Annotated in this window: 20 protein-coding genes; 7 read left to right on the top strand and 13 right to left on the bottom strand. The window is 70.8% G+C overall.

The genetic code is table 11. The annotated features are described in order from the left end of the window. Positions 1-275: hypothetical protein (locus OTB19_RS09080; protein WP_267797530.1), on the top strand; the 275-nt coding region annotated here is incomplete at its 5' end. A gap of 207 nt (positions 276-482) precedes the next feature. Here OTB19_RS09080 and OTB19_RS09085 read toward each other — a convergent pair. From OTB19_RS09085 to thyX, 3 genes are all read right to left on the bottom strand, one after another. Next, positions 483-2,168: a ribonuclease J gene (locus OTB19_RS09085; RefSeq protein WP_267797531.1), complete on the bottom strand. Its 1,686-nt coding sequence runs from the start codon at positions 2,166-2,168 to the stop codon at positions 483-485. Positions 2,169-2,281: 113 nt separating this feature from the next. Further along, complete coding sequence (gene dapA, locus OTB19_RS09090; protein WP_267797532.1) at positions 2,282-3,181, bottom strand: 4-hydroxy-tetrahydrodipicolinate synthase; 900 nt, start codon at positions 3,179-3,181, stop codon at positions 2,282-2,284. Between the two features lie 199 nt (positions 3,182-3,380). Continuing rightward, positions 3,381-4,121, bottom strand: coding sequence for an FAD-dependent thymidylate synthase (gene thyX / locus OTB19_RS09095; RefSeq protein ID WP_267797533.1), 741 nt, complete (start codon positions 4,119-4,121; stop codon positions 3,381-3,383). A gap of 225 nt (positions 4,122-4,346) precedes the next feature. Here thyX and OTB19_RS09100 point away from each other — a divergent pair, with 225 nt between their 5' ends. Then, positions 4,347-4,586 (top strand): hypothetical protein, encoded by a 240-nt coding sequence (locus tag OTB19_RS09100; protein WP_053683883.1) that lies wholly within the window; start codon positions 4,347-4,349, stop codon positions 4,584-4,586. A gap of 48 nt (positions 4,587-4,634) precedes the next feature. Beyond that, complete coding sequence (locus OTB19_RS09105; protein ID WP_267797534.1) at positions 4,635-5,189, top strand: PH domain-containing protein; 555 nt, start codon at positions 4,635-4,637, stop codon at positions 5,187-5,189. A gap of 34 nt (positions 5,190-5,223) precedes the next feature. Here the strand turns inward: OTB19_RS09105 and OTB19_RS09110 are convergent, their stop codons facing one another. From OTB19_RS09110 to eccD, 6 genes are all read right to left on the bottom strand, one after another. Continuing rightward, positions 5,224-5,676 (bottom strand): hypothetical protein, encoded by a 453-nt coding sequence (locus tag OTB19_RS09110; RefSeq protein ID WP_267797535.1) that lies wholly within the window; start codon positions 5,674-5,676, stop codon positions 5,224-5,226. Between the two features lie 19 nt (positions 5,677-5,695). After that, the gene (gene dapB / locus OTB19_RS09115) at positions 5,696-6,451 is read right to left on the bottom strand and encodes a 4-hydroxy-tetrahydrodipicolinate reductase (RefSeq protein WP_267797536.1); all 756 of its coding nucleotides are present in this window, start codon (positions 6,449-6,451) and stop codon (positions 5,696-5,698) included. Between the two features lie 80 nt (positions 6,452-6,531). After that, positions 6,532-7,911, bottom strand: a complete 1,380-nt coding sequence (locus OTB19_RS09120; RefSeq protein WP_267797537.1) for a M16 family metallopeptidase — start codon at positions 7,909-7,911, stop codon at positions 6,532-6,534. Beyond that, positions 7,908-10,130, bottom strand: a complete 2,223-nt coding sequence (locus OTB19_RS09125) for a polyribonucleotide nucleotidyltransferase (protein WP_053683892.1) — start codon at positions 10,128-10,130, stop codon at positions 7,908-7,910. Before OTB19_RS09125 ends, OTB19_RS09120 begins: the two co-directional genes overlap by 4 nt. Before the next feature lie 285 nt (positions 10,131-10,415). After that, positions 10,416-10,703 (bottom strand): 30S ribosomal protein S15, encoded by a 288-nt coding sequence (rpsO, locus tag OTB19_RS09130; protein WP_053683894.1) that lies wholly within the window; start codon positions 10,701-10,703, stop codon positions 10,416-10,418. Positions 10,704-10,878: 175 nt separating this feature from the next. Continuing rightward, the gene (gene eccD, locus OTB19_RS09135) at positions 10,879-12,399 is read right to left on the bottom strand and encodes a type VII secretion integral membrane protein EccD (protein WP_267797538.1); all 1,521 of its coding nucleotides are present in this window, start codon (positions 12,397-12,399) and stop codon (positions 10,879-10,881) included. A 208-nt stretch (positions 12,400-12,607) separates the two neighbouring features. On the opposite strand from eccD, the gene eccCa reads away from it, so the two are divergent. Then, entirely contained in the window at positions 12,608-16,570 is a 3,963-nt protein-coding gene (gene eccCa, locus OTB19_RS09140) for a type VII secretion protein EccCa (RefSeq protein WP_267797539.1), read from the top strand. A 100-nt stretch (positions 16,571-16,670) separates the two neighbouring features. Next, positions 16,671-16,904 carry a DUF397 domain-containing protein gene (locus OTB19_RS09145; protein WP_053683900.1) on the top strand — a complete coding sequence of 78 codons (234 nt, stop codon included), beginning with the start codon at positions 16,671-16,673 and terminating at the stop codon, positions 16,902-16,904. Positions 16,905-17,036: 132 nt separating this feature from the next. Here the strand turns inward: OTB19_RS09145 and OTB19_RS09150 are convergent, their stop codons facing one another. The 4 genes from OTB19_RS09150 to eccB all read right to left on the bottom strand — a co-directional run bounded on the left by OTB19_RS09150 (position 17,037) and on the right by eccB (position 20,848). Then, positions 17,037-17,342: a WXG100 family type VII secretion target gene (locus OTB19_RS09150; protein ID WP_267797540.1), complete on the bottom strand. Its 306-nt coding sequence runs from the start codon at positions 17,340-17,342 to the stop codon at positions 17,037-17,039. Positions 17,343-17,386: 44 nt separating this feature from the next. After that, positions 17,387-17,707, bottom strand: coding sequence for a WXG100 family type VII secretion target (locus tag OTB19_RS09155; protein ID WP_267797541.1), 321 nt, complete (start codon positions 17,705-17,707; stop codon positions 17,387-17,389). A 214-nt stretch (positions 17,708-17,921) separates the two neighbouring features. Further along, on the bottom strand, positions 17,922-19,262 hold the full coding sequence (gene mycP / locus OTB19_RS09160; RefSeq protein ID WP_420716813.1) for a type VII secretion-associated serine protease mycosin: 1,341 nt from the start codon (positions 19,260-19,262) through the stop codon (positions 17,922-17,924). An 11-nt stretch (positions 19,263-19,273) separates the two neighbouring features. Beyond that, positions 19,274-20,848 carry a type VII secretion protein EccB gene (gene eccB / locus OTB19_RS09165; RefSeq protein ID WP_267797542.1) on the bottom strand — a complete coding sequence of 525 codons (1,575 nt, stop codon included), beginning with the start codon at positions 20,846-20,848 and terminating at the stop codon, positions 19,274-19,276. Positions 20,849-21,227: 379 nt separating this feature from the next. On the opposite strand from eccB, the gene eccE reads away from it, so the two are divergent. Beyond that, complete coding sequence (gene eccE, locus OTB19_RS09170; protein WP_420716814.1) at positions 21,228-22,397, top strand: type VII secretion protein EccE; 1,170 nt, start codon at positions 21,228-21,230, stop codon at positions 22,395-22,397. Continuing rightward, entirely contained in the window at positions 22,394-23,110 is a 717-nt protein-coding gene (locus OTB19_RS09175) for a hypothetical protein (protein WP_267797544.1), read from the top strand. Before eccE ends, OTB19_RS09175 begins: the two co-directional genes overlap by 4 nt. Positions 23,111-23,266 lie beyond the last annotated feature (156 nt).

A 23,266-nucleotide genomic window follows, 5' to 3' on the forward strand; every position in this document is an offset into this window, starting at 1 on the left:
CTTTTTCAAAGGAACCTCATCCACCGAAATGGACGGGGTATCAACTTTTGGCGTTGATTTTTGGCACGCTGTTGAGTTCTCAAGGAACGGACGCTTCCTTTGTACTCACCCTCTCGGGCTTTCCTCCGGGCGCTTCCTTCGTTCTTGCGTTTCCGACTCTATCAGAGTCAGTCTCGCTTGTTTCCGCCTTCCAGGTTCTTCGCTTTCGCGTTTTCCCTTTCCGGCGATTCCAACTCTATCAGATCATTTCCGTGTCGTTTCCGACTTGGATTTGAATTCGATGGCCGTTGGAGGGCCTTTCCCTTTCGGGTGGATCAGACTTTATCAGGTGTCCTGAGTGCTTGATTCCCACCCGCTCGCATGGTCGGTCGGGCACACGTGTGTGCCCGGGTCCGTGCGAGGTGGAGACGTAAACGTACTGGAGCGGGGCCCCCGGATGCAAATCCGGTTGCCCCGCTCCGATACGGGCGTTACGGCGAGGCTCAGACCTCGACGACGACCGGGAGGATCATCGGGCGGCGGCGGTAGCCGTCCGAGACCCACTTGCCCATGGTGCGGCGGATGAGCTGCTGGATCTGGTGCGGCTCGGCCACGCCGTCGGCGCCGGCGCGCGCGATGGCTTCCTCGATCTTCGGCAGGACCGCGGTGAACGCCGAGTCCTCGATGCCGGAGCCTCGGGCCTGGATGTTCGGGCCGCTCACGACCTTGCCCGTGGTGCTGTCGACCACCACGTAGACCGAGATGATGCCCTCGTCGCCGAGGATGCGGCGGTCCTTGAGCGACGCCTCGGTGACGTCGCCGACCGAGAGGCCGTCCACGTACACGTATCCGGCCTGGACCTTGCCCGAGATGCGGGCCTTGCCGTCGATCAGGTCGACGACCACGCCGTCCTCGGCGATGACGATGCGGTCCTTGGGGACACCCGTCATCGCGCCGAGCTCGGCGTTGGCGCGCAGGTGGCGCCACTCGCCGTGGACCGGCATCAGGTTCCGCGGCTTGCAGATGTTGTAGAAGTACAGCAGCTCGCCCGCGGAGGCGTGACCGGAGACGTGCACCTTGGCGTTGCCCTTGTGCACGACGTTGGCGCCCCATCGGGTCAGGCCGTTGATCACGCGGTAGACCGCGTTCTCGTTGCCCGGGATCAGGGACGACGCCAGGATCACCGTGTCGCCGGGGACGATCCGGATCTGGTGGTCGCGGTTCGCCATGCGGGACAGGGCCGCCATGGGCTCGCCCTGGGAACCCGTGCAGACCAGGACGACCTCGTGGGCCGGCAGGTCGTCGAGGGTCTTCACGTCCACGACCAGGCCCGGCGGGACCTTCAGGTAGCCCAGGTCACGGGCGATGCCCATGTTGCGGACCATCGAGCGACCGACGAAGGCCACACGGCGGCCGTACTCGTGGGCCGCGTCGAGGATCTGCTGGATGCGGTGCACGTGGCTGGCGAAGCTGGCCACGATGATCCGGTTGTGGGCGTTCGCGAAGACCGTGCGCAGGACGTTGGAGATCTCGCGCTCGGGCGGGACGAAGCCCGGGACCTCGGCGTTCGTCGAGTCCGAGAGGAGGAGGTCGATGCCCTCCTCGCTCAGACGCGCGAAGGCGTGCAGGTCGGTGAGGCGCTTGTCCAGCGGCAACTGGTCCATCTTGAAGTCGCCGGTGCACACCACCATGCCGGCGCCGGTGCGGATGGCCACGGCCAGCGCGTCCGGGATGGAGTGGTTGACCGCGATGAACTCGCAGTCGAAGGGGCCCAGGTTCTCGCGCTCGCCTTCCTTCACCTCAAGGGTGTAGGGGCGGATGCGGTGCTCCTGGAGCTTCGCCTCGATCAGGGCGAGCGTCAGCTTGGAGCCGATCAGCGGGATGTCCGGCTTCTCCCGGAGGAGGTAGGGGACGGCGCCGATGTGGTCCTCGTGACCGTGCGTGAGCACGATGCCCTCGATGTCGTCGAGGCGATCCCGGATGGACGAGAAGTCCGGCAGGATCAGGTCGATGCCCGGCTGCTCCTCTTCGGGGAAGAGGACGCCGCAGTCGACGATCAGCAGGCGACCGTCGAACTCGAAGACGGTCATGTTGCGGCCGATCTCGCCGAGGCCACCCAGGGGGGTGACCCGGAGGCCGCCCTTGGGGAGCTTCGGCGGCGGGCCCAGTTCAGGATGCGGATGGCTCAAAAGTGTCTCCTCACCACACGCGCCACGTACCTCGTAGGCACGTGGCGCGCATGTCATTCGTGCACTTGCTTATGCGGTTTCGGATTGTGCTTGTTCAGTTGTGAAGTCTGTTGTCAGAGCTGTACCCCGCCGGCGGCAAGATCGATCTTGAGCTGCGCCGTCTCTTCTCCGGTCAGCTCGACGAGCGGGAGCCGGAGCGGGCCGGCGGGAAGTCCCTGCAGGCCGAGGGCGCCCTTGGTGGTGATGACGCCCTGCGTGCGGAACATGCCGGTGAAGACGGGGAGCAGCTTCTGGTGGATCTCGGTGGCCTTCTGGACGTCGCCGCCCAGGTGGGCGTCGAGCATCGCGCGGAGTTCGGGGGTGACCACGTGGCTGACCACGGAGACGAATCCGACCGCGCCGACCGACAGGAGGGGCAGGTTCAGCATGTCGTCGCCGGAGTACCAGGCCAGACCGCTCTGGGCGATGGCCCAGCTGGCGCGGCCCAGGTCACCCTTGGCGTCCTTGTTGGCAACGATACGGGGGTGCTCGGCCAGCCGGACGAGCGTTTCGGTGTTGATCGGGACACCGCTGCGGCCGGGGATGTCGTAGAGCATGACGGGCAGCTCGGTGGCGTCCGCGATCGCCGTGAAGTGCCGGTAGAGGCCTTCCTGCGGCGGCTTGCTGTAGTACGGCGTCACCGCGAGCAGGCCGTGGGCGCCGGTGCGCTCCGCCTGACGGGCGAGTTCGAGGGTGTGCCGGGTGTCGTTGGTGCCGATGCCCGCCACCACGTGGGCGCGGTCGCCGACGGCTTCGAGTACGGCTCGTACGAGGTCGTTTTTCTCCGCGTCGGTGGTGGTCGGCGACTCACCGGTGGTGCCGTTGATGATCAGGCCGTCGTTGCCTGCGTCCACCAGGTGGACGGCGAGCTGCTGCGCGCCGTCGAGGTCGAGTGCGCCATCAGCCGTGAACGGCGTGATCATGGCGGTGAGGACCCGCCCGAAGGGGGTCTGCGGAGTCGAGATCGGAGCCATGGGTAACACGCTACTCGCTGCCATGCTCGCGGTGTCCCCTCGGGGGACGTGAACCGAGTGTTGGAGCCCGGCACTGCCTGCTCGGGGGTTCAAGCAGTGCCGGGTCCGTTTGATCAGCCTAGATGAACTTTACGAAACGCCGCAATACGGACACTTGGGACTTGCGCCGCACATCTGTGCGCCGGGCGTGGCTCCGGCCTTACGGGGCAACGCGACCGTTCGCGTTGTACGCGGCGTACGTGAGCGGCATGAGACCGGCCCAGTGCCGCTCCATCTTCTCGCCGACCATCTCGATCTCCCGCTGCGGGAAGGACGGGGTGGTCGCCAGCTCGTGCTGGGTGCGCAGTCCGAGGAAGTGCATCAGCGAGCGCGCGTTGCAGGTGGCGTACATCGAGGAGAAAAGTCCGACCGGCAGGACCGAACGGGCAACCTCCCGGGCCACGCCCGCCGCCAGCATCTCCTGGTAGGCCCGGTAGGCCTGGACGTAGGAGTCCTCCATGACGCGGCTGGTCAGCTCCTGCTGCGCGGCGGTTCCCTCGACGAAGACGTACTTGCCCGGGCGGCCCTCCTGGATCAGCTTGCGATCCGCGTCCGGGACGTAGAAGACCGGCTCCAGCTCCCTGTAGCGGCCCGATTCCTCGTTGTAGGACCAGCCGACGCGGTGCCGCATGAACTCGCGGAACACGAAGATCGGGGCACTGATGAAGAAGGTCATCGAGTTGTGCTCGAAGGGGCTGCCGTGGCGGTCGCGCATCAGATAGTTGATGAGGCCCTTGGAGCGCTCGGGGTCCTTCTGGAGCTCCTCCAGGGACTGCTCGCCGGCCGTGGAGACACGGGCGGCCCACAGCACGTCGGAGTCGGCGGCGGAGTGCTTCACCAGCTCCACCGTCACGTCACTGCGGAAGCTGGGTTTCAGGTCTGAAGCGGCGTTCTCGCTCACCGGGGGTCCTTCCGAACGGTATTACCTGGGGCGCGCCCACTCTACGGCGCGGGGAACGGCTCGATTCCCAGGCCGGGGCGGTGGCGGGGTCACCCGTACAGCTGACGCTCCGCCACGTGATTCGGTGAATGTTCCGATTCGCGGCACGGATCGGGGACTTCGGACGTCTTACCTGGAGAACGCACCACGTGGCCCGCGGGCCCTGACCGTGAGGAGAGTGCCTCCATGTTTCGCCGGCGCGAACCCGTCCCCTTCGCCTTCGTCGCCGAGGCCGACCGATTCCGCAGTAACGTCACTCCACCGCCGCGAGAGAGTCTGGCCAAGACGCAGATCGCCGCCCGTACGCTGGTCGGACTGACCGTGGTGGCGGGGCTCGTCGGCTCGCTGCTCTTCGGCATGCCGGCACTGCAGCCGCACAAGGCGCCCCAGAAGTCACAGCAGTCGGAGGCGTCCGAGGGGCGGTAGCCTCACGGGCACAGCCCAACCGAACGTGCATGTGAGTGAGGTCCAGCCGTGCCCCTGCCCTTCTTGACGGCCGACGGCGTCTTCGACGCGCACGAAGAAGAGACACTGCCCCACGACGATCCCGACCGTTGGCGGCGGCCCTACCGTCCCGGTCCCTGGCGGGTCGCCGTCGCGGCGCTGCTGCTGCTGCTCTCCGCCTTCATGCTCCTGGCCACGATGATCGTCGCCTTCGCGGGCACCTGGGGCGGGGCGTTGCTCTCCCTGGCGGCCGCGCTCGCCGTGGTCGGCGCGACCCTGCGCCTGCTGCGCATGGGTGTCTGGGTGAGTCGTACGGGGCTGCGCCGGGTGGCGTTCTTCGGGACGCGCTCGGTCGCCTGGAGCAAGATCGACAGCATTCGCACCGTGCAGCAGCCGGTGCGCTGGCTCGGACTGCCGAGGACCGTGCAGGGTCAGGCCCTGACCGCGGCGGCGCGCGACGGCGCCGAACTGCCGGTGCTCCTGACCGACCACAACGCCGATTTCCTGGCCCGGTCCGAGGCTTTCGACCGGGCCGCCGGGATGGTGGAGGCGTGGGCCGACGAGTACCGGGCCGTCCCCGCCTGAGCCGTCCCCGGCGCACGTGGAGCCCGTACGGGAATCAGACCTGTACGGGCTTTCCGTCGTGCAGGGCGATGGCGCGCTGCATGGCCTTGCGGGCCCGCGGGGTATCGCGGGCGTCGTGGTAGGCCACGGCGAGCCGGAACCAGCTGCGCCAGTCGCCCGGCGCGTCCTCGGTCTCGACCTTGCGGCGCGCGAAGACCTCGTCGGCGGAGTCCCGCAGGATCCGCCCGTACTGGTCCCGCTCCAGCTCGTCCGCCGGCAGGGCGCCCTCGGCCTCCAGCTCGGCGGCGAGCTGGTTGGCCTTGGTGACGAACCGCGTGTTCTTCCAGAGGAACCAGATGCCGATGACCGGCAGGACCAGCACGGACAGGCCCATGGTGACGGTGAGCCAGGTGCCGTGCTGAAGCAGCATCAGGCCCCGGCTACCGACCAGGACGAAGTAGACGACCAGGACGGCGGCCGTGAGGAAGTACGTGATCTTCGCGCGCATGGGTACTACTGCCTGCTCATCAGCCGAGGTCGAGGAAGTGTTCCAGGCCGAAGGTGAGGCCCGGGGTCTGCGTCACGCGGCGTGCGCCGAGCAGGATGCCCGGCATGAAGCTGCTGTGGTGCAGGGAGTCGTGACGGATGGTGAGGGTCTCCCCCTCGCCGCCGAGGAGCACCTCCTGGTGGGCCAGCAGGCCGCGCAGGCGGATGGCGTGCACGGGGACGCCGTCCACGTCGGCGCCGCGGGCACCGTCGAGGGCGGTGGCCGTGGCGTCGGGCTGGGCGCCCAGACCGGCTTCGGCGCGGGCGGCCGCGATGAGTTGCGCGGTGCGGGTCGCCGTGCCCGAGGGGGCGTCCACCTTGTTGGGGTGGTGCAGCTCGACGACCTCGACGGACTCGAAGTAGCGGGCGGCCTGAGCGGCGAACTTCATGGTGAGAACGGCGCCGATGGAGAAGTTGGGGGCGATGAGCACCCCGGTCTCCGGGGAGCCGGCGAGCCAGGTGTTCAGCTCGGCCAGGCGCTCCTCGTTCCAACCGGTGGTGCCGACGACGGCGTGGATGCCGTGCCGGACGCAGAAGTCGAGGTTGTCCATGACGGCGGCGGGGGTGGTCAGCTCGACGACGACCTGGGCGCCGGCGGCGGTCAGGATCTCCAGCTTGTCCCCGCGGGTGAGCGCGGCGACCAGTTCCATGTCCTCGGCGGCCTCGACGGCCTTGACCGCCTCGGCGCCGATGCGCCCCTGGGCGCCGAGAACCGCGACCCGCAGCTTGCTGCTCATGCTCGTGCTTCCTTCGCTTGCGTCTCACAGGGCCGGGTGCCGGCCGGCCGGGGCGGACCGGCACCCGGGAACCCAGGATCTCAGGCGACCGCTTCGTCGAGGCGGGCGGCCTGCTTCTCCTTCAACGGTCCGATCACGGCGAGCGACGGCTTGTGGGCCAGCACGTCCTGCGCGACGGCCCGGACGTCGTCCGGGGTCACGGCCGCGATCCGGGCCAGCATGTCGTCGACCGACATCTGGTCGCCCCAGCACAGCTCGCTCTTGCCGATCCGGTTCATGATGGCACCGGTGTCCTCCAGGCCGAGGACCGTGGAGCCGGACAGCTGGCCGACGGCCCGCCTGATCTCCTCGTCCGTGAGCCCGTCCGAGGCGACCTTGTCCAGCTCGTCCCGGCAGATCCGCAGCACGTCGTGGACCTGGCTGGGCCGGCAGCCGGCGTACACGCCGAACAGGCCGGTGTCGGCGAAGCCCGAGGTGTACGAGTACACGCTGTAGGCGAGGCCGCGCTTCTCGCGGACCTCCTGGAACAGCCGGGAGGACATGCCGCCGCCGAGGGCGGTGTTCAGCACGCCCAGCGCCCAGCGGCGCTCGTCGGTGCGGGCGAGGCCGGGCATGCCGAGGACCACGTGGGCCTGCTCGGTCTTGCGGTTGACCAGTTCGACGCGGCCGGCGGTGCGGATCCGCTTGGTGCCGCCGCGCGGGCCGATCGGCTCGGCGTCGGTGCGACCCAGGGCGCCGGCCTTCTCGAAGGCCGCGCGGACCTGACGTACGACCTTGTTGTGGTCGACGTTGCCGGCCGCGGCCACGACCAGGTGGGTCGGGTCGTAGTGCTTCTTGTAGAAGCGGCGGATCCGGTCGGCGCCGAGCGCGTTGATCGTCTCCACGGTGCCGAGGACGGGACGGCCCAGCGGGCTGTCGCCGAACATGGTCTGCGCGAACAGGTCGTGCACGCAGTCGCCCGGGTCGTCCTCGGTCATGGCGATCTCTTCGAGGATGACGCCGCGCTCGGCGTCGACGTCCTCCTCGCGGATCAGCGAGCCGGTGAGCATGTCGCAGACCACGTCGATGGCCAGCGGCAGGTCGGTGTCGAGCACCCGTGCGTAGTAGCAGGTGTACTCCTTCGCCGTGAAGGCGTTCATCTCGCCGCCGACCGCGTCGATCGCGGAGGAGATGTCGAGGGCACTGCGCTTGTCGGTGCCCTTGAAGAGGAGGTGCTCCAGGTAGTGCGTGGCGCCGTTGAGCGTGGGCGTCTCGTCCCGGGAGCCCACGTTCGCCCAGATGCCGAAGGTGGCGGAGCGGACGGAGGGCAGCGTCTCGGTGACGATGCGCAGTCCGCCGGGCAGGACCGTGCGCCGGACGGTGCCGATGCCGTTCTGCCCCTTGAGCAGGGTTTGGGTACGGGCGACGGCCCGCCCCTCCGAAGAGGGGCGGGCCGTCACACGGGAACTACGCGACGTCACTTGTCGGAGTCGTCCTTGTCAGCGTCGGCGTCGGCTGCTTCGCCCTCGACCACGGGGACGAGGGAGAGCTTGCCGCGGGAGTCGATCTCGGCGATCTCGACCTGGACCTTGGTGCCGACCGCGAGCACGTCCTCGACGTTCTCCACGCGCTTGCCACCGGCGAGCTTGCGGATCTGCGAGATGTGCAGCAGGCCGTCCTTGCCCGGCATGAGGGAGACGAAGGCACCGAAGGTGGTGGTCTTGACGACCGTACCCAGGTAGCGCTCGCCGACCTCCGGCATGGTCGGGTTGGCGATCTGGTTGATCGTGGCGCGGGCGGCCTCGGCGGCCGGGCCGTCGGCGGCACCGATGTAGATGGTGCCGTCGTCCTCGATCGTGATCTCGGCGCCGGTGTCCTCCTGGATCTGGTTGATCATCTTGCCCTTGGGGCCGATGACCTCACCGATCTTGTCCACCGGGATCTTGACGGTGATGATCCGGGGGGCGTTCGGGGACATCTCGTCCGGCGTGTCGATCGCTTCCATCATCACGTCGAGGATGTGGAGGCGGGCGTCGCGGGCCTGCTTGAGGGCGGCGGCCAGAACCGAGGCCGGGATGCCGTCGAGCTTGGTGTCCAGCTGGAGCGCGGTGACGAACTCCTTGGTGCCGGCGACCTTGAAGTCCATGTCGCCGAAGGCGTCCTCCGCACCGAGGATGTCGGTGAGGGCGACGTAGTGGGTCTTGCCGTCGATCTCCTGCGAGATCAGACCCATGGCGATGCCGGCGACGGGGGCCTTGAGGGGCACACCGGCGTTCAGCAGCGACATGGTGGAGGCGCAGACCGAGCCCATGGACGTCGAGCCGTTGGAGCCGAGGGCCTCGGACACCTGACGGATCGCGTAGGGGAACTCCTCGCGCGTCGGGAGGACCGGCACGATCGCGCGCTCGGCGAGCGCGCCGTGGCCGATCTCGCGGCGCTTCGGCGAACCGACGCGGCCGGTCTCGCCGACGGAGTACGGCGGGAAGTTGTAGTTGTGCATGTAGCGCTTGCGGGTCACCGGGGAGAGGGTGTCCAGCTGCTGCTCCATGCGGAGCATGTTGAGGGTGGTGACGCCCAGGATCTGGGTCTCGCCACGCTCGAACAGCGCCGAGCCGTGCACGCGCGGGATGGCCTCGACCTCGGCGGCGAGGGTACGGATGTCCGTGATCCCGCGGCCGTCGATGCGGACCTTGTCCTTGATGACGCGCTCGCGCACCAGGGCCTTGGTGAGGCTGCGGTAGGCGGCGGAGATCTCCTTCTCGCGGCCCTCGAAGGCCGGGAGGAGCTTCTCGGCGGCGATCTCCTTGACGCGGTCCAGCTCGGCCTCGCGGTCCTGCTTGCCCGCGATGGTCAGCGCCTGGGAGAGCTCGCCCTTGACGGCGGCCGAGAGGGCCTCGTACACGTCGTCCTGGTAGTCCAGGAAGACCGGGAACTCGCCCTCGGGCTTGGCGGCCTTGGCGGCCAGGTCGGCCTGGGCCTTGCAGAGGACCTTGATGAAGGGCTTCGAGGCGTCGAGGCCGGCGGCCACGACCTCCTCGGTCGGCGCCTCGGCGCCGCCCTTGACCAGGGCGATGGTCTTCTCGGTGGCCTCGGCCTCGACCATCATGATCGCGACGTCGCCGTCCTCCAGGACGCGACCCGCGACGACCATGTCGAAGACGGCGTCCTCGAGCTCGGTGTGCGTCGGGAAGGCGACCCACTGGCCGCGGATCAGCGCGACGCGGACGCCGCCGATCGGGCCGGAGAAGGGCAGGCCGGCCAGCTGGGTGGACGCGGAGGCGGCGTTGATCGCCACGACGTCGTACAGGTGGTCGGGGTTGAGCGCCATGATCGTCGCGACGACCTGGATCTCGTTGCGCAGGCCCTTCTTGAAGGACGGGCGCAGCGGGCGGTCGATCAGGCGGCAGGTGAGGATCGCGTCCTCGGAGGGCCGGCCCTCGCGACGGAAGAAGGAGCCGGGGATCTTGCCGGCCGCGTACTGCCGCTCCTCGACGTCCACCGTGAGGGGGAAGAAGTCGAGCTGGTCCTTGGGCTTCTTCGACGCGGTGGTGGCGGACAGCACCATCGTGTCGTCGTCCAGGTAGGCAACGGCGGAGCCGGCGGCCTGGCGGGCCAGACGGCCCGTCTCGAAGCGGATGGTGCGGGTGCCGAAGGAACCGTTGTCAATGACGGCCTCGGCGTAGTGGGTCTCGTTCTCCACTAGCGATATCTCCATTTTCGTCGTCTCCGTCCGTCACCCGTGTGGTGACGAACGGTGTTGGAGAAGCGCTCCTGGCGTGCGGGCCGGTCTTCGATCGAAGCACCCGGTTCGTTGCCCTCGCTGGGCTTTCCGGATGCCACTACCGAGGACCGGCGGCGTAGGGAGGGCGCTCCTCCTCTTCGGTTGTGCGCGTGTGCTTCCAGACTACAAAGCGTGTGGTGCGTCGCGCACGTACAGCAAAGGGAGCGGCTCCCTCGTGTGGGAACCGCTCCCTTCACAGCGTCTTTACTTGGCGCCGGCCGCACCGCGGCGGATGCCGAGGCGCTCGACCAGCGTACGGAAGCGCTGGATGTCCTTCTTGGCCAGGTACTGCAGCAGGCGGCGACGCTGGCCGACCAGGATCAGCAGACCACGACGGGAGTGGTGGTCGTGCTTGTGGGTCTTGAGGTGCTCGGTCAGGTCCGAGATGCGGCGGGAGAGCATCGCGACCTGAACCTCGGGGGAGCCGGTGTCGCCCTCCTTGGCACCAAATTCTTCGATGAGCTGCTTCTTCGTTGCGGCGTCGAGCGGCACGCGTACTCCTCAGTATTGGGTCTTCGTTGCCACCGAGTGCCCCAGGTCGAATTCTCTGGGGATCTTCCGTTACTCGGGAGGCGGGGTCCGCTGAGCGCAGCCTCCAGAAGATCTCCGGGGGCGCGTACACAAACGGCCGTCACACAGCGTACCAGGCTGCCGGGTCCCGGCAGTCTCAGCTGGTGAGAGCGCGGGCCCGGGAGTAGACGTCGAGCACGGCCAGGGTCAGCGGGACCAGGCTGAGCAGCACTGCGGCCTCGGTGAGGTCGAGCGTCCGTCCCCAGAAGGGTGACAGGCCCTTGCGGGGGATGACAAGCGCAATTGTGGTGAGGAGGACCGCGCCGGCGGCGACGGCGGCCGAGAGCCAGATCGTACGGAGGTCCAGTGCGCCGCGGCCCCCGTGGCGCAGGAGCTCCGCGACGAGGTCGGCCGGCGGGTGCAGGGCCAGGCCCAGGACGAGCAGGGCGACGGCGGCGAGACCGGCGGCGAGGGCGCACACCACCTGCGAGGTGTGGCGGAAGAGCCGGGCCCTGAGCAGCATGGCGAGGCCGGTGGCCAGGGCGAGCAGTCGGCCCCAGGTGTCGTCGGAGAAGCCGAGGACGGCGGCGGCGCCCACGGCGACGGCCGCGCAGCCGCCGACGAGGCCGAGCAGCATCTCGTGGCCGCGGCGGGCCTGGACGGCGATGGCCTCGGCGTCGAGGGCGGCCGGGTCGCGCCGGGCCTCGGCGCCGGGGTCTGCCGGGTCGGTCGGGGCCCCGGACGGCCGGGTCTCGTGCCGATCGGGGATCTCGTGGTCGCCTGCGGAGCTCTGCGGGGCGGCGTAGCCGATGGGCAGCCGGGCGAAGCGGGCGGAGAGGCCGGGGAGGAAGGCGACGAGGCCCACGGCCGCGGGGGCGCAGACGGCGGCCGTGGCGGTGGCGGAGCCCTCGGTGGCGATGGCCGCGAAGGCGGCGAGGGTTCCGGTGGCGGCCAGGAAGGTGGCCGCGACGAAGGGGGCGTCGCCGTTCGGGGTGAGGGCGACCAGGGCGACGGCGGCCACGAGGGCGCAGAGGCAGCCGAGGAGGAACTGGAGGCGGCCGGGTCCCTGGCCGGCCGCGGGGGCGACGATGCCGGAGCCGGCGATCAGCAGGTGCGGGAGGGCGGCGAGACCGAGGGCGACGGCGGAGCCCCGGTCGTCGTAGACCCGGGCGCGGACGCCGGCGGCGGCGACGAGCAGGACGGCGACGGCTCCGGCGATGACGCCGGGCAGGCCGTGCATGTCGTGGCGGACCGGGTCGGCGTACCAGAGGACGAAGCCGAGCAGGACGAGCAGGACGGCGGCGCCCGCCAGGCCCGCGCCGCGCAGCATGTCGTCGCTCCAGCGGTGGCGGTCGCGGACGACGGCCGAGGCCACGGCGTCGGAGACGTCGTCGAAGACGGCGGGCGGCAGGGACTCGGCGAAGGGGCGCAGGCTGAGCACCTCGCCGTCGAGGACCTGCTGGGCGGCGAGGGTGCGGGCGCCGTCGAGGACCACCCCGGAGCGGCGTACGAGGTGGAAGCCGGTCGGTGCGCCGACGGGCTGGGTCTGGCCGGTGAGGCGCAGCAGTTCGGGGTAGACGTCGGCGACGGCGATGTCCTCGGGGAGGGCCACGTCTATCCGGCTGTCCGGGGCCACGACGGTGACCCTGCAGAAACCCGTCGCCTCGGCCGTACTCACCTGTGTGACCCCCCTGGTTGGCGTGCTCGACCGCGTGCGTGCGCGGGCCGATTCGCGGTTGCGCATGCCGCGCGCGGTCACCCTACCGGGCCTGCGTCCGAGGGCCGGCACGTAGGATCGCCGTCGCGCGGAGGAGTCCCCCTCCGTGTGCGGGACTTGGGGGCGTCGGTCGCGACGTCCCGTCCGTTTCCAAGGGATTGATGCTCCGGTGAGCCAGATCGTCGTCAAGCGCCCGCCCCGGGCGCTGCCGCCCGAAGTCCCTTCGGACGAACTGAGGATGGAGGCGCCGCCGGAGCTGCCGCGCGGGCAGCAGGAGGGCATGCTGATGCAGCTCCTGCCGATGCTCGGCATGGGTTCGTCGGTCGTCTTCTTCTTCATGCCGGGTACGGCGCCCTTCATGCGCATCATGGGCGTGCTGATGCTGGCGTCGACCGTGGGCATGGTGATCGCCCAGTTGGTGCGTCACCGACGCGGTACACAGGGGCAAATGGCGGACGTGCGCCGGGACTACATGAAGTACCTGGCGCAGACGCGCCGGCAGGTGCGCAGGACGGCGCGGGCGCAGCGCGACGCGCAGTGGTACCTGCACCCGGCTCCGGAGCAGCTGTGGTCGGTGGTGGCCGAGGGATCGCGGCTGTGGGAACGGCGGGTCGGGGACGCGGACTTCGGGCAGGCGCGGCTGGGGCTCGGCCCGCAGCGGCTGGCGACCGCGTTGGTGGCTCCGGACACGGCGCCGGTGGACGAGCTGGAGCCGCTGACGGCGGGCGCGATGCAGCGGTTCCTGAAGGTGCACTCCTCCTTGGACGGGCTGCCGGTGGCGGTGTCGATCCGGGCGTTCTACCACGTGACGGTGTCCGGGGAGACGGAGTCGGCGCGCGGGACGGCGCGGGCGTTGGTGGCGCAGTTGACGACGTTGCACTCCCCCGAGGACCTGATGGTGGCCGTGGTGGCCGCGCCGGGGGCGGTGCCCTCGTGGGACTGGACGAAGTGGTTGCCGCACACGCAGGTGCCGGGTCAGGTGGACGGCGCCGGCACGAAGCGGCTGTTCGGTGACGACCTGGGTGAGCTGGAGGGGTTGTTGGCCCCGCGCCTGGAGGGGCGGCCGCGCTTCAGCCGGGAGGTCTCCCCCGTGTTGGACCAGCCGCACCTGGTGATCGTGCTGGACGGCGGGATCGTGCCGCCGGACTCGGTGTTCGCGGCGGTCGAGGGCCTCCAGGGCGTGACCGTCGTCGAGGTGGTTCCGGGAGAGCTCGACGAGCCGCGCGGCGGTTTGTCCGTGGTGGTGCGGCCGGGTCGGTTGCGACTGGAGTCGGGCGGCGGCATCGCGTACGAAGGGGTGCCGGACACCCTGTCGTTGCCCGCGGCGGAGGCCTTGGCCCGGCAGTTGGCGCCGTTGCGCACGGGTGGCGGTGACGAGGACGAGCCCTTGTTGGCGAATCTGGACTTCACGGACCTGCTGAACCTGGGTGACGCGGCCTCCATCGACGTGTCGCGGACGTGGCGGCCCCGATCGGCCGGTGAACGGTTGCGCGTGCCGATCGGAGTGGGCGAGGACGGCTCCCCGGTCATGCTGGACCTCAAGGAGGCAGCCCAGGAGGGCATGGGTCCGCACGGTCTGTGCGTGGGTGCGACCGGCTCCGGGAAGTCGGAGCTGCTGCGGACGCTGGTGTTGGGCCTGGCGGTCACGCACACCTCGGAGACGCTGAACTTCGTCCTCGCCGACTTCAAGGGTGGTGCGACGTTCACGGGCATGGGGCAGATGCCGCACGTGGCGGCGGTGATCACCAACCTGGCGGACGACCTGACGCTCGTGGACCGCATGGGCGACTCGATCCGCAGCGAGTTGCAGCGCCGGCAGGAGCTGCTGCGGTCGGCGGGCAACTACGCGAACGTCCACGACTACGAGAAGGCGCGGGCGGCCGGTGCGCCGCTGGAGCCGTTGGCCTCGCTGGTGTTGGTCATCGACGAGTTCTCCGAACTGTTGACGGCGAAGCCCGACTTCATCGACATGTTCATCCAGATCGGCCGCATCGGGCGTTCGCTGGGCGTGCACCTGTTGCTGGCGTCGCAGCGGCTGGAGGAGGGCAAGCTGCGCGGGCTGGACACCTACCTCTCCTACCGGGTGGGTCTGCGGACGTTCTCGGCGGCCGAGTCGCGGACCGCGCTCGGGGTGCCGGACGCGTACCACCTGCCGTCGGTGCCGGGTTCGGGGTACCTGAAGTTCGGTACGGACGAGATGACCCGCTTCAAGGCGGCGTACGTGTCGGGCACCTACCGTTCGGGCGGGCCCGACCTGTCGGTGGGGCTGTTCCCGTTGGAGCGCCGGCCCGTGCGGTTCACGGCGGCGCCGGTGCCGGTGGTGTACGCCGCGCCGGACCCGGCGTACCTGGCGGCGCGGGCCGCCGCGCAGGGGGACGACGCGCAGGCGGACACGGTGCTGGACGTGATCGTGGGCCGGCTGGAGGGCCAGGGCGTGCCGGCGCACCAGGTGTGGCTGCCGCCGCTGGACCAGGCGCCGCCGCTGGACCAGTTGCTGCCGGCCCTGGCCCCGTCGGCGGACCGCGGGTTGCACGCGCAGGGGTACACGCGGCCCGGCGGGCTCGTCGTGCCGCTCGGCCTGATCGACAAGCCGTTCGAGCAGCGGCGTGAGGTGTTGTATCGGGACTTCTCGGGCGCGGCGGGCCACATGATGGTGGTGGGCGGTCCGCAGTCGGGCAAGTCGACCCTGATGCGGACGTTGATCTCCTCGTTCGCGTTGACGCACACCCCGCGCGAGGTGCAGTTCTACGGTCTGGACTTCGGCGGCGGCGGTCTGTCGTCGCTCGCGGAGCTGCCGCACGTGGGCGGGATCGCCTCGCGGCTCGATCCGGAGCGGGTGCGCCGGGCGGTCGCGGAGGTCGCGGGCATCCTCGACCGGCGCGAGGAGTTCTTCCGCGCCCACGGCATCGACTCGATGGGCACCTACCGTCGGCGGCGCGCGGCGGGCGATCTGCCCGGCGAGGCGTGGGGCGACGTGTTCCTGATCGTGGACGGGTGGGGCGGTTTCCGTACCGAGTACGAGGGCTTGGAGCCGGTCGTCACGGACATCGCCGGCCGCGGTCTGGGGTACGGGATCCACGTGGTGGTGACGGCCGCGCGCTACATGGAGGTGCGGTCCGCGCTGAAGGACCAGATGTTGAGTCGGCTGGAACTGCGGCTCGGCGACGTCATGGACTCGGAGTTCGACCGGCGGGTCGCCGCGAACGTCCCCACGGGGATGCCGGGTCGCGGTCAGGTGCCGGAGAAGCTGCACTTCCTGGGCGCGCTGCCGCGGATCGACGGTTCGCACAGCGCGGAGGACCTGTCGGAGGCCACGGCGGCGTTCGTGGCGTCGGTGAAGGAGGCGTGGACGGGCGCATCGGCTCCCGGCGTGCGGCTGCTGCCGCGGCTGCTCCACACCGACCGGCTGCCCAAGGGCGGGGAGTACCCCTCGCGCGGGATCTCGATCGGCATCGGGGAGACGGACCTGGAGCCGGTGTTCGTCGACTTCGAGACCGACCCGTTCTTCCTGGTCTTCGGCGAGAGCGAGTCGGGCAAGACGAACCTGTTGCGGCTCATCGCCCGGCAGATCGCCGACCGGTACACCCCCGACCAGGCCAAACTGGTGGTCGGCGACTACCGGCGGGGGCTGCTCGGGGCGCTCCCGGAGGAGCACCTGTTGGAGTACGCGCCGATGGCGAGTTCCCTCCAGATGCACATGGAGGCGCTGGGCGGGGTGTTCTCCCGGCGCCGGCCGCCCGATGACGTGACCCCGCAGCAGTTGCGGGACCGCAGTTGGTGGACGGGCCCGGACGTCTTCATCATCATCGACGACTACGACCTGGTCGCGAGCAGTCAGGGCAATCCGCTGGCCGCGCTGGTGGAGTTCCTGCCCTTCGCCCGGGACACCGGCGTCCGCTTCATCATCGCCCGGAACGCGGCGGGGGCCTCGCGTTCCCTGTACGAGCCGTTCATGCAGCGGATCAAGGAGCTGGGGGCGCAGGGCGTGGTGCTGTCGGGCGACCCGTCCGAGGGTGACCTGATCGGCAGTGTCCGGCCGCGTCCGATGCCGCCGGGCCGGGGCTACTATGCCTCGCGCAAGCGGGGCACGTCGTTGGTGCAGATCGGGCGGTTGCCGAACTCCGCGGTGTGAGGCCGGCCCGAGAAGTCGAATCGCTCCCCCGCCCGTGGCGCCGGCGTCGATAATCGGGCCAGAACGCTGCACCGCCGTCGTACGAAGGGAAGGCCGCGCCATGGGGTCCCAGCAGGAGAAGGACGAGCTGTACGCGCTCGACATCAGCGGTGTCGAGTGGGAGGGCCCGCCCGGGACGAGTCCCGACGAGGAGCGGGTCGAGATCGCCAAGCTTCCCGAGGGGGCGGTGGCCATGCGGTCCTCGCTGGACCGGGAGACGGTGCTGCGGTACACGGCCGCCGAGTGGGAGGCGTTCGTGCTCGGCGCCAGGGACGGCGAGTTCGACCTGCGCTGAGGTCGGCGGGCGTCGGGAGACGCGGACGGGGCGCGCCCGGTGCGGGCGCGCCCCGTTCAGGCGCTCGGCGGCGGGGTGCCGGGAGACGGCTACCGGCTACCGGCTACCGGCTACCGGCTACCGGCTACCGGCTCAGTAGGCCTCGGTGAACAGGCGCGAGGCCTTCACGTCGGTGGCGCGGTAGTCGCCCTTGCCGGCCTCGATGAGCTTGGCGACGGTCTCCAGCTGCTTCTGCATGTGGTCGGCCGCGGCCTTGTACTTCGTCTGGAGGGCCACGTACTCGCGGTGCGCTTCACCGTCCCACGTGTCGGTGACGACCTTGACGGCCTGCTCCATCTCGGCCAGGTCCTTGAGGATGTTGTTCGACACGATCCGGATGCGGTCGGCCATCTGCTGGACGGTCTCGTACCGGACCCGGGTGTGGCCGGGGTCAACCATGGTCTTCTCCTTCGCGCTGGGGCTTGACGGGTGACGACGCCGGGTCAGATGTTGTTCAGACCGGACTTGTTGGCGGCGGCGAAGGTCGCTCGCACGTCCTCGTCCTGGGCGTTGCTCAGGTTCTTGGTCTGCGAGATCGCGTGGTGCAGCACCCCGAGCAGACGGCGGATCTTGTCGTGGTCCAGGTTGATGTCCTCCTGGGCCTTGGCGAATCCACCGGCACCCACACCGGTCCAACCGGCGCTCACCGTCGCGACGATGTCGGCCAGTTCACGTGACTGGGTGGTGACGGCCTGGGCCGTCTCGGAGATCTTGTTGGCCGCCTTGACGACCGGATCGTCCGCGAGACCGAAATTGTTCGTCATCCGAAGCTCCTCTACATCTCAATTCGCCGGCAGAACCGGCGGACTGCGTGGCGGAACGGATGTTCCCGGCGCGGCGTGGAGCCGCTCGCCTCGGAAGTCCCCCTCCGCTCCACGCGATCCCCCGATCACAGTCGTGAAGCTCGGCGTCACTCTAGTCACTCCGTCGCACCGGTCCAACACCGGTGCCCCACGGCCTTCGTGGGCCGGTGACCGTTCACTGCAAACGGCGGCGGCGGGCGTCGCGGATGACGGTGGCGGTCCCCGCGATGACGCCGATGAGGACCACGCCGATCCCGAGGGCGTAGGTGCCGAGGCGCTCCTCGCGCTCCTGCGCGGTCTCGGTGAGACTCAGTCGCGCGGCCTCCGGGGCGGCCGCGGGTGGCAGTCCGGGGTCCGGGACGGGGGGCTTCGGGGGTTCACTGTCCTGGGTGACCGCGCGGACCGGGTCGACGACCCCCCAACCGACGTAGTCGTCGCGGCCGTTGACGGCGCGCTCGGCGGTGTTCTGGATCTGCCAGACGATCTGTCGCGGGGTCCAGTCCATGTGCTCGGCGCGCAGCAGGGCGGCCAGGCCGGCGACGTACGGTGCGGAGAAGCTCGTCCCGTTGTCGATGCACTGGCCGAAGCCGGGGACGGTGGAGACCATGTCGACGCCGGGGGCCGCGACGCCGACGAAGTCGCCGGGTTGGGAGAAGGAGGCCCGCTCGTTGTTGCGGTCGGAGGAGCCCACGGCGAGGACGTCGGGGAAGGCCGCCGGGTAGGTCTTGCGTTTCCGGCCGCCGAGGCCGTCGTTGCCCGCCGAGGCGATCACCACGACCTTCGCGTCGATGGCGCGCCTGACGGCCTTGGCCAGGTCGGAGTCCGCGCTCAGCTGCGCGTCGGTGTCCTGGGAAATGTTGATCACGTGTGCGCCCTTGGCCAGGGCGTGGTCGATGGCCTTGGCGAGGGTGGCGGCGTTGCCGTTGCCCTGGCCGTCGTTCTGCCGGATGGGGATGACGGTGGCCTCGGGGGCGAGGCCGACGAAGCCGGTTCCCTCCTGCGGGCGGGCCGCGATCAGTCCGGCGACCTTGGTGCCGTGGCCGACGGTGTCGGCGGTGCCGTCGCCGCCCTCGGGGGCAACGAAATCCTTGCCTGCGGCGATGTCGAGGGCCCCGCTGAGCTGCGGGTTCGCCCGGTCCACGCCGGTGTCGATGACCGCGACGCGGATGCTCGTCCCGTCCTTGGCCTTGCCCTTGGTCCGAGCCCAGAGGGAGTCGAGGAGCACCCGTTGCAGGGCCCACGGGCGATCGGCGATCTGCTTCTTCATGGGGAAGGTGCACTCACCGGCTCCGGAGACCCGGGAGGCGTACGAGGCGTATGCGGGGGACACGGCGTATGCGGGGGACGCGGCGTACGAGGCCCGGGGCGCGGCGGCGGCCGCCGGGACCGTGACGAGCGCGAGGGCGGAGGCGAGGAGCGCGGCCCGCGCGCTCACGCGCGCCGGACCGGGTCGCAGGGCCCGGGAGGCACGGGGCGCGCGGGGTGGGCGGGGGCGGGGCATCGGCGTCTCGGGCATCGGCGGCGTCCTCACGAACCCTGCGGCTGGCGGGCGGAGTTGGTGTCCAGTCGCGGGCCCTTGGAGAGGAACTCGGACCACGCGAGGGGCACCATGGCCGGCGTGACGGCGCCGTAGCCGAGCCGGATCTGCGCCTGGCTCGCCTCGGGACGCCCGTCGGCGGCCGGGTCCTTCGGGGCGCCGGCGCCGATCTTCGACTGCTCGGCGTCGCTGTCCCCGTTGGCCTGTACCGCGTAGCGCAGGCCGGTGTCGGTGACCAGGAACAGGGATCCCCCGGCGGTGGTCTGCCGGCCCTGGGTCTGGGTGTAGAGCAGACCCGTGCCGGGGGTGACGTACGAGCTGGTGCCGCCGGCGGTGATGTCGAGGGGGAATCCGGTGCCGGCCCAGGTGCTGAGGGTCTGCCTGCCCTGGCCGTCGACCGAGCGCAGGACGTTGCAGACGGTGTCGCGCTGCTCGCTTCCCGAGGCGGCGCCGGCGGTCGGCGCGACGCGGTTGAGCTGGGGGCCGCGTCGCTGCGGCCATCTGACCTCGCTCTTGAAGGGGGTGGCGTCCGGGTCGAGCGACTGGAGGTCGATCTCGCGGGCCTTGCCGTGCATGTCGAGGGTGTCGGTCGCCGGCGCGGAGATCAACAGCCAGGCAACGAACTCCGAGACCGGGGCGACCCGTCCGGGCAGGACCACGTAGTGCTGGGCGCCGGCGCCGGTCTGCGCGGTGAGCACCATGCCGACCTTGTTGTCGGCGGTGGCCAGGCCCTGCACGTTCGCGCCGGCGCCGGGCGTGCCGGGCAGTTGCGGGAAGGCCAGGTCGTCGCCGGGGTTGAGGGTGGCCAGCCACTGCTCGGTGACGGACTGCGGGACGGCGCCGGTACCGACGAGGGCGGTGGTGAGGGTGCCCGCGTCCGGCGTGCCCTCGGGGAAGCGGTACTTGGTGCCGCCCGCGTCGACGAGGTAGCGCTCCTTGGCGCCGCCGGTGTTCCGGACGTACAGCAGCTGGCCGCCGGTGACCTTGCCGGCGTCGTCCACGCGTCCCGCCTCACGGTCGGCGAGGACGAAGGCGGCGGTCTGTACACCCTGGCCGTTGCCGCCGGGCTGTTGACAGACCGCCCAGCGCTTGGCCTTGCCGGCGTCCGCGGCGGTGGGCAGCCGGTCGGGGGCGTAGGGGATGCCGATGATCGGGCCGCGCGGCGGCTTGCCGGCGTCGAGGATCCTGTCGTCGATCTGGACGACCTTGAACTTCGAGGGATCCAGGAGGAGTCGGGCGGAGGACAGGTTCAGCACCGGGTGCAGCCGGGTCCGGGCCTTGCCGTTGATCTCGGTGGACAGGACCACGTAGCGGGTCGTGGACTGTTTGCCGACGATGACCGTGGCGCCCGGCTCGGCCCAGCCCTTGGGGGCCTGCGGTTTGAACATGCCCCAGGCTCCGAAGCCCGCCAACACCAGTGCCCCGACGACCACTCCGGGCAGGACGGCGCGCAGCGGCCTGGGCGCGCCCTCCTCGGTGCCGGTGGCGGACGGCTGGAGGAAGGCCGCCACCGTACGCCGCTTCGCAAAGGTGTACGCGTTGAGCTCATCACGTCGTGATGCCATGGCCGCCTGCTTCTCCCCGCACGGCCCGGTCGGTGAGTACGGTCCCCGAGCCTCGATTGTCTGACCGGGCACCTACTATGCCTCTTGCCGAAGACCTCGTACCGGGGCGGGTAGGCTCTGTTGGCCCTTCAACACCCCCCGGTGCGCGCGATTTCAGGCACCGTGGGGCATCAGGGCCTGTCGGGGCGGATCGAGGGGATTCCCGGTGTCGGGCGGCGACCGTCGCGCGGCATCGGACGTACGGGGTCCGACCCCGGGATGGGGAGGTGCGCGAGTGATGGCCACCGCGACGCGGTCGCAGACGACCCCGGCCGCATCCGCGGGCGACGGGGTGACACCACATCCGAGGTCGGGTCCGGGGCGGTTCGGTCCGTTCCGATTGCAACAGCTCGTTCTGCTCCAGGTCGCCGCGGCGGCGCTGTTGGTGGCGTGGGTGGTGGAACCGCTGCTGCTGATGCCGGCCGGCGCGCTCGCGTCGGTCCTGGTGGTGCTCGCGGTCGTCCGCCGGCGCCGGCGGTCCCTGCCGGAGTGGCTCGCCGGCTCCCTCGCGCTGCGGGCCCGCCGGCGCCGGGCCGCCGCCTTCGCCGTGCCCGCCGGGACCGAACCGGGGCTGGCCCCGCTGGTCGAGGCCGATCCGGCGTTGCGGACCCTGACGTTCGGGGACCGCGATCGGCGGCCGGTCGGCATGGTGGGCGACGGGACGTTCCTGACCGCGGTTGTACAGGTGGACACGGACGCCACCGCGCTGAGGCCGGACCGGGGTGCGCGACCGCTGCCGCTCGCTCTCGTACGGGACATCCTCGAAGTGGACGGGATCCACCTGGAGTCCGCGCAGTTGGTGCAGCACACCCAACCCGCGCCGGCGCCGCACCTGCCGGCCCGGTCGATGGCCACGCTCAACTACACCCCGCTACAGGCCCGCACCGGCACGCCCGCGGTGCGATTGACGTGGGTGGCGCTGAAACTCGACCCGGAGCTGTGCCCCGAGGCCGTCACCGCGCGCGGCGGCGGGCTCGGCGGCGCCCAGCGGTGTCTGGTGCGGGCCGCCGATCAGTTGGCGAGCCGGCTGACGGGGGCCGGGTTCCGCGCCACGGTGCTGACCGAGCAGGAACTCACGGGCGCGCTGGCGACGTCCTCGTGCGCGAACCCGATGGCGATCACCCAGGCGGGCCGGTCGGCCGGGTCGGGGCGACGCACGGAGGAGACCTCGCGGACCTGGCGCTGCGACGACCGCCGGCACACCACGTACTGGATCGGCCGCTGGCCGCGGCTGGGCGGTTCCGGGGCCACGCTCCCCCGGTTCGTGGCGCTGCTGACCTCCCTGCCGGCCCTGGCGACGAACTTCAGCCTCACGATGGCCCCCGCCGGGCGACAGGGCGTCACGTTGACCGGTCACGTACGGGTGACCGGGCGCAGTGACGAGGAGTTGGTCGCCGCCCGGCGCGAACTGGAACGGACGGCGCGGGGTGTGAAGACCGACCTCGTACGTCTGGACCGGGAACAGGTGCCGGGGCTGCTGGCTTCGCTGCCGCTGGGAGGCGCGCGATGAGGGGTACGGGCGCCCTGCGGGGCGGCTTCGGGCTGGTCGGCCCGCGCCGGGAACGGCACGTGCTGCCGGCGGCGGAACTGGACCTGCTGGCGCTCCCCGTCGGGGACGACGGGGTCGTCATCGGCGTGGACGCCGAGGGCAACCCGGCGGTGCTGGGCGTCAACCGTCCCACCCCGTACGAGGTGACGCTGATCGGCGGTCTCTGGACGGCCCAGGTGCTGGCGTTGCGCGCGGCGGCCACCGGGGCGCGGGTCGCGGTGGAGACCGGGCGCGGGCCGGTGTGGTCCGGTCTGGCGCAGGCCGCCGGCGGCGGGCAGCAGTGCGTGACCCTCCACGAGGTGGGCCGGGTCCCGCCGCAGGGCGCGTCCGCGGGCAGCCCCGTCCTGGTGATCCGGGACTGCGGGATGAGACCGCCGCGCGGCCGGGTGGTGGCGGGTCCGTGGCAGTCGGTGTTGACCCTGCTTCCCTACCTGAGCCCGACGGCGCCCCGGCTGCTGCGGAACTCCTCGGTGGTGGGCGTGCAGCGGGTCTCGCCCGACGAGGCGGAGCAGATCGGCCGCCTGATGGAGCTGCCGGCCGCGGCGGTGGACTCGCTGCCGACGCTGGGTGACGGGGTCACGCTGTGGTGTACGCCGCGGGATCGCACGTTCGTGTTGACGCAGGGCACGGACACGGAGATCGGGCTGCTGGGTCCGGCACGGCGGATCGACTGAGCCGGCGCGGCGCGAACGGTTCGGTGGTGGGCGGCCGGGACTCCCCCGGATGGGGTGAGCGGGTGGCGGTGACGGTTGCTCAGCGCCCGGCCGACCTGTAGGGAGGGACGTGGTGCCCCCGGTCCGCGGGCCCCCCGCGAGGGCGGGCCGCGCGAT

It is taken from the genome of Streptomyces sp. H27-H5, assembly GCF_026627505.1.
Taxonomy (GTDB): Bacteria; Actinomycetota; Actinomycetes; order Streptomycetales; family Streptomycetaceae; genus Streptomyces.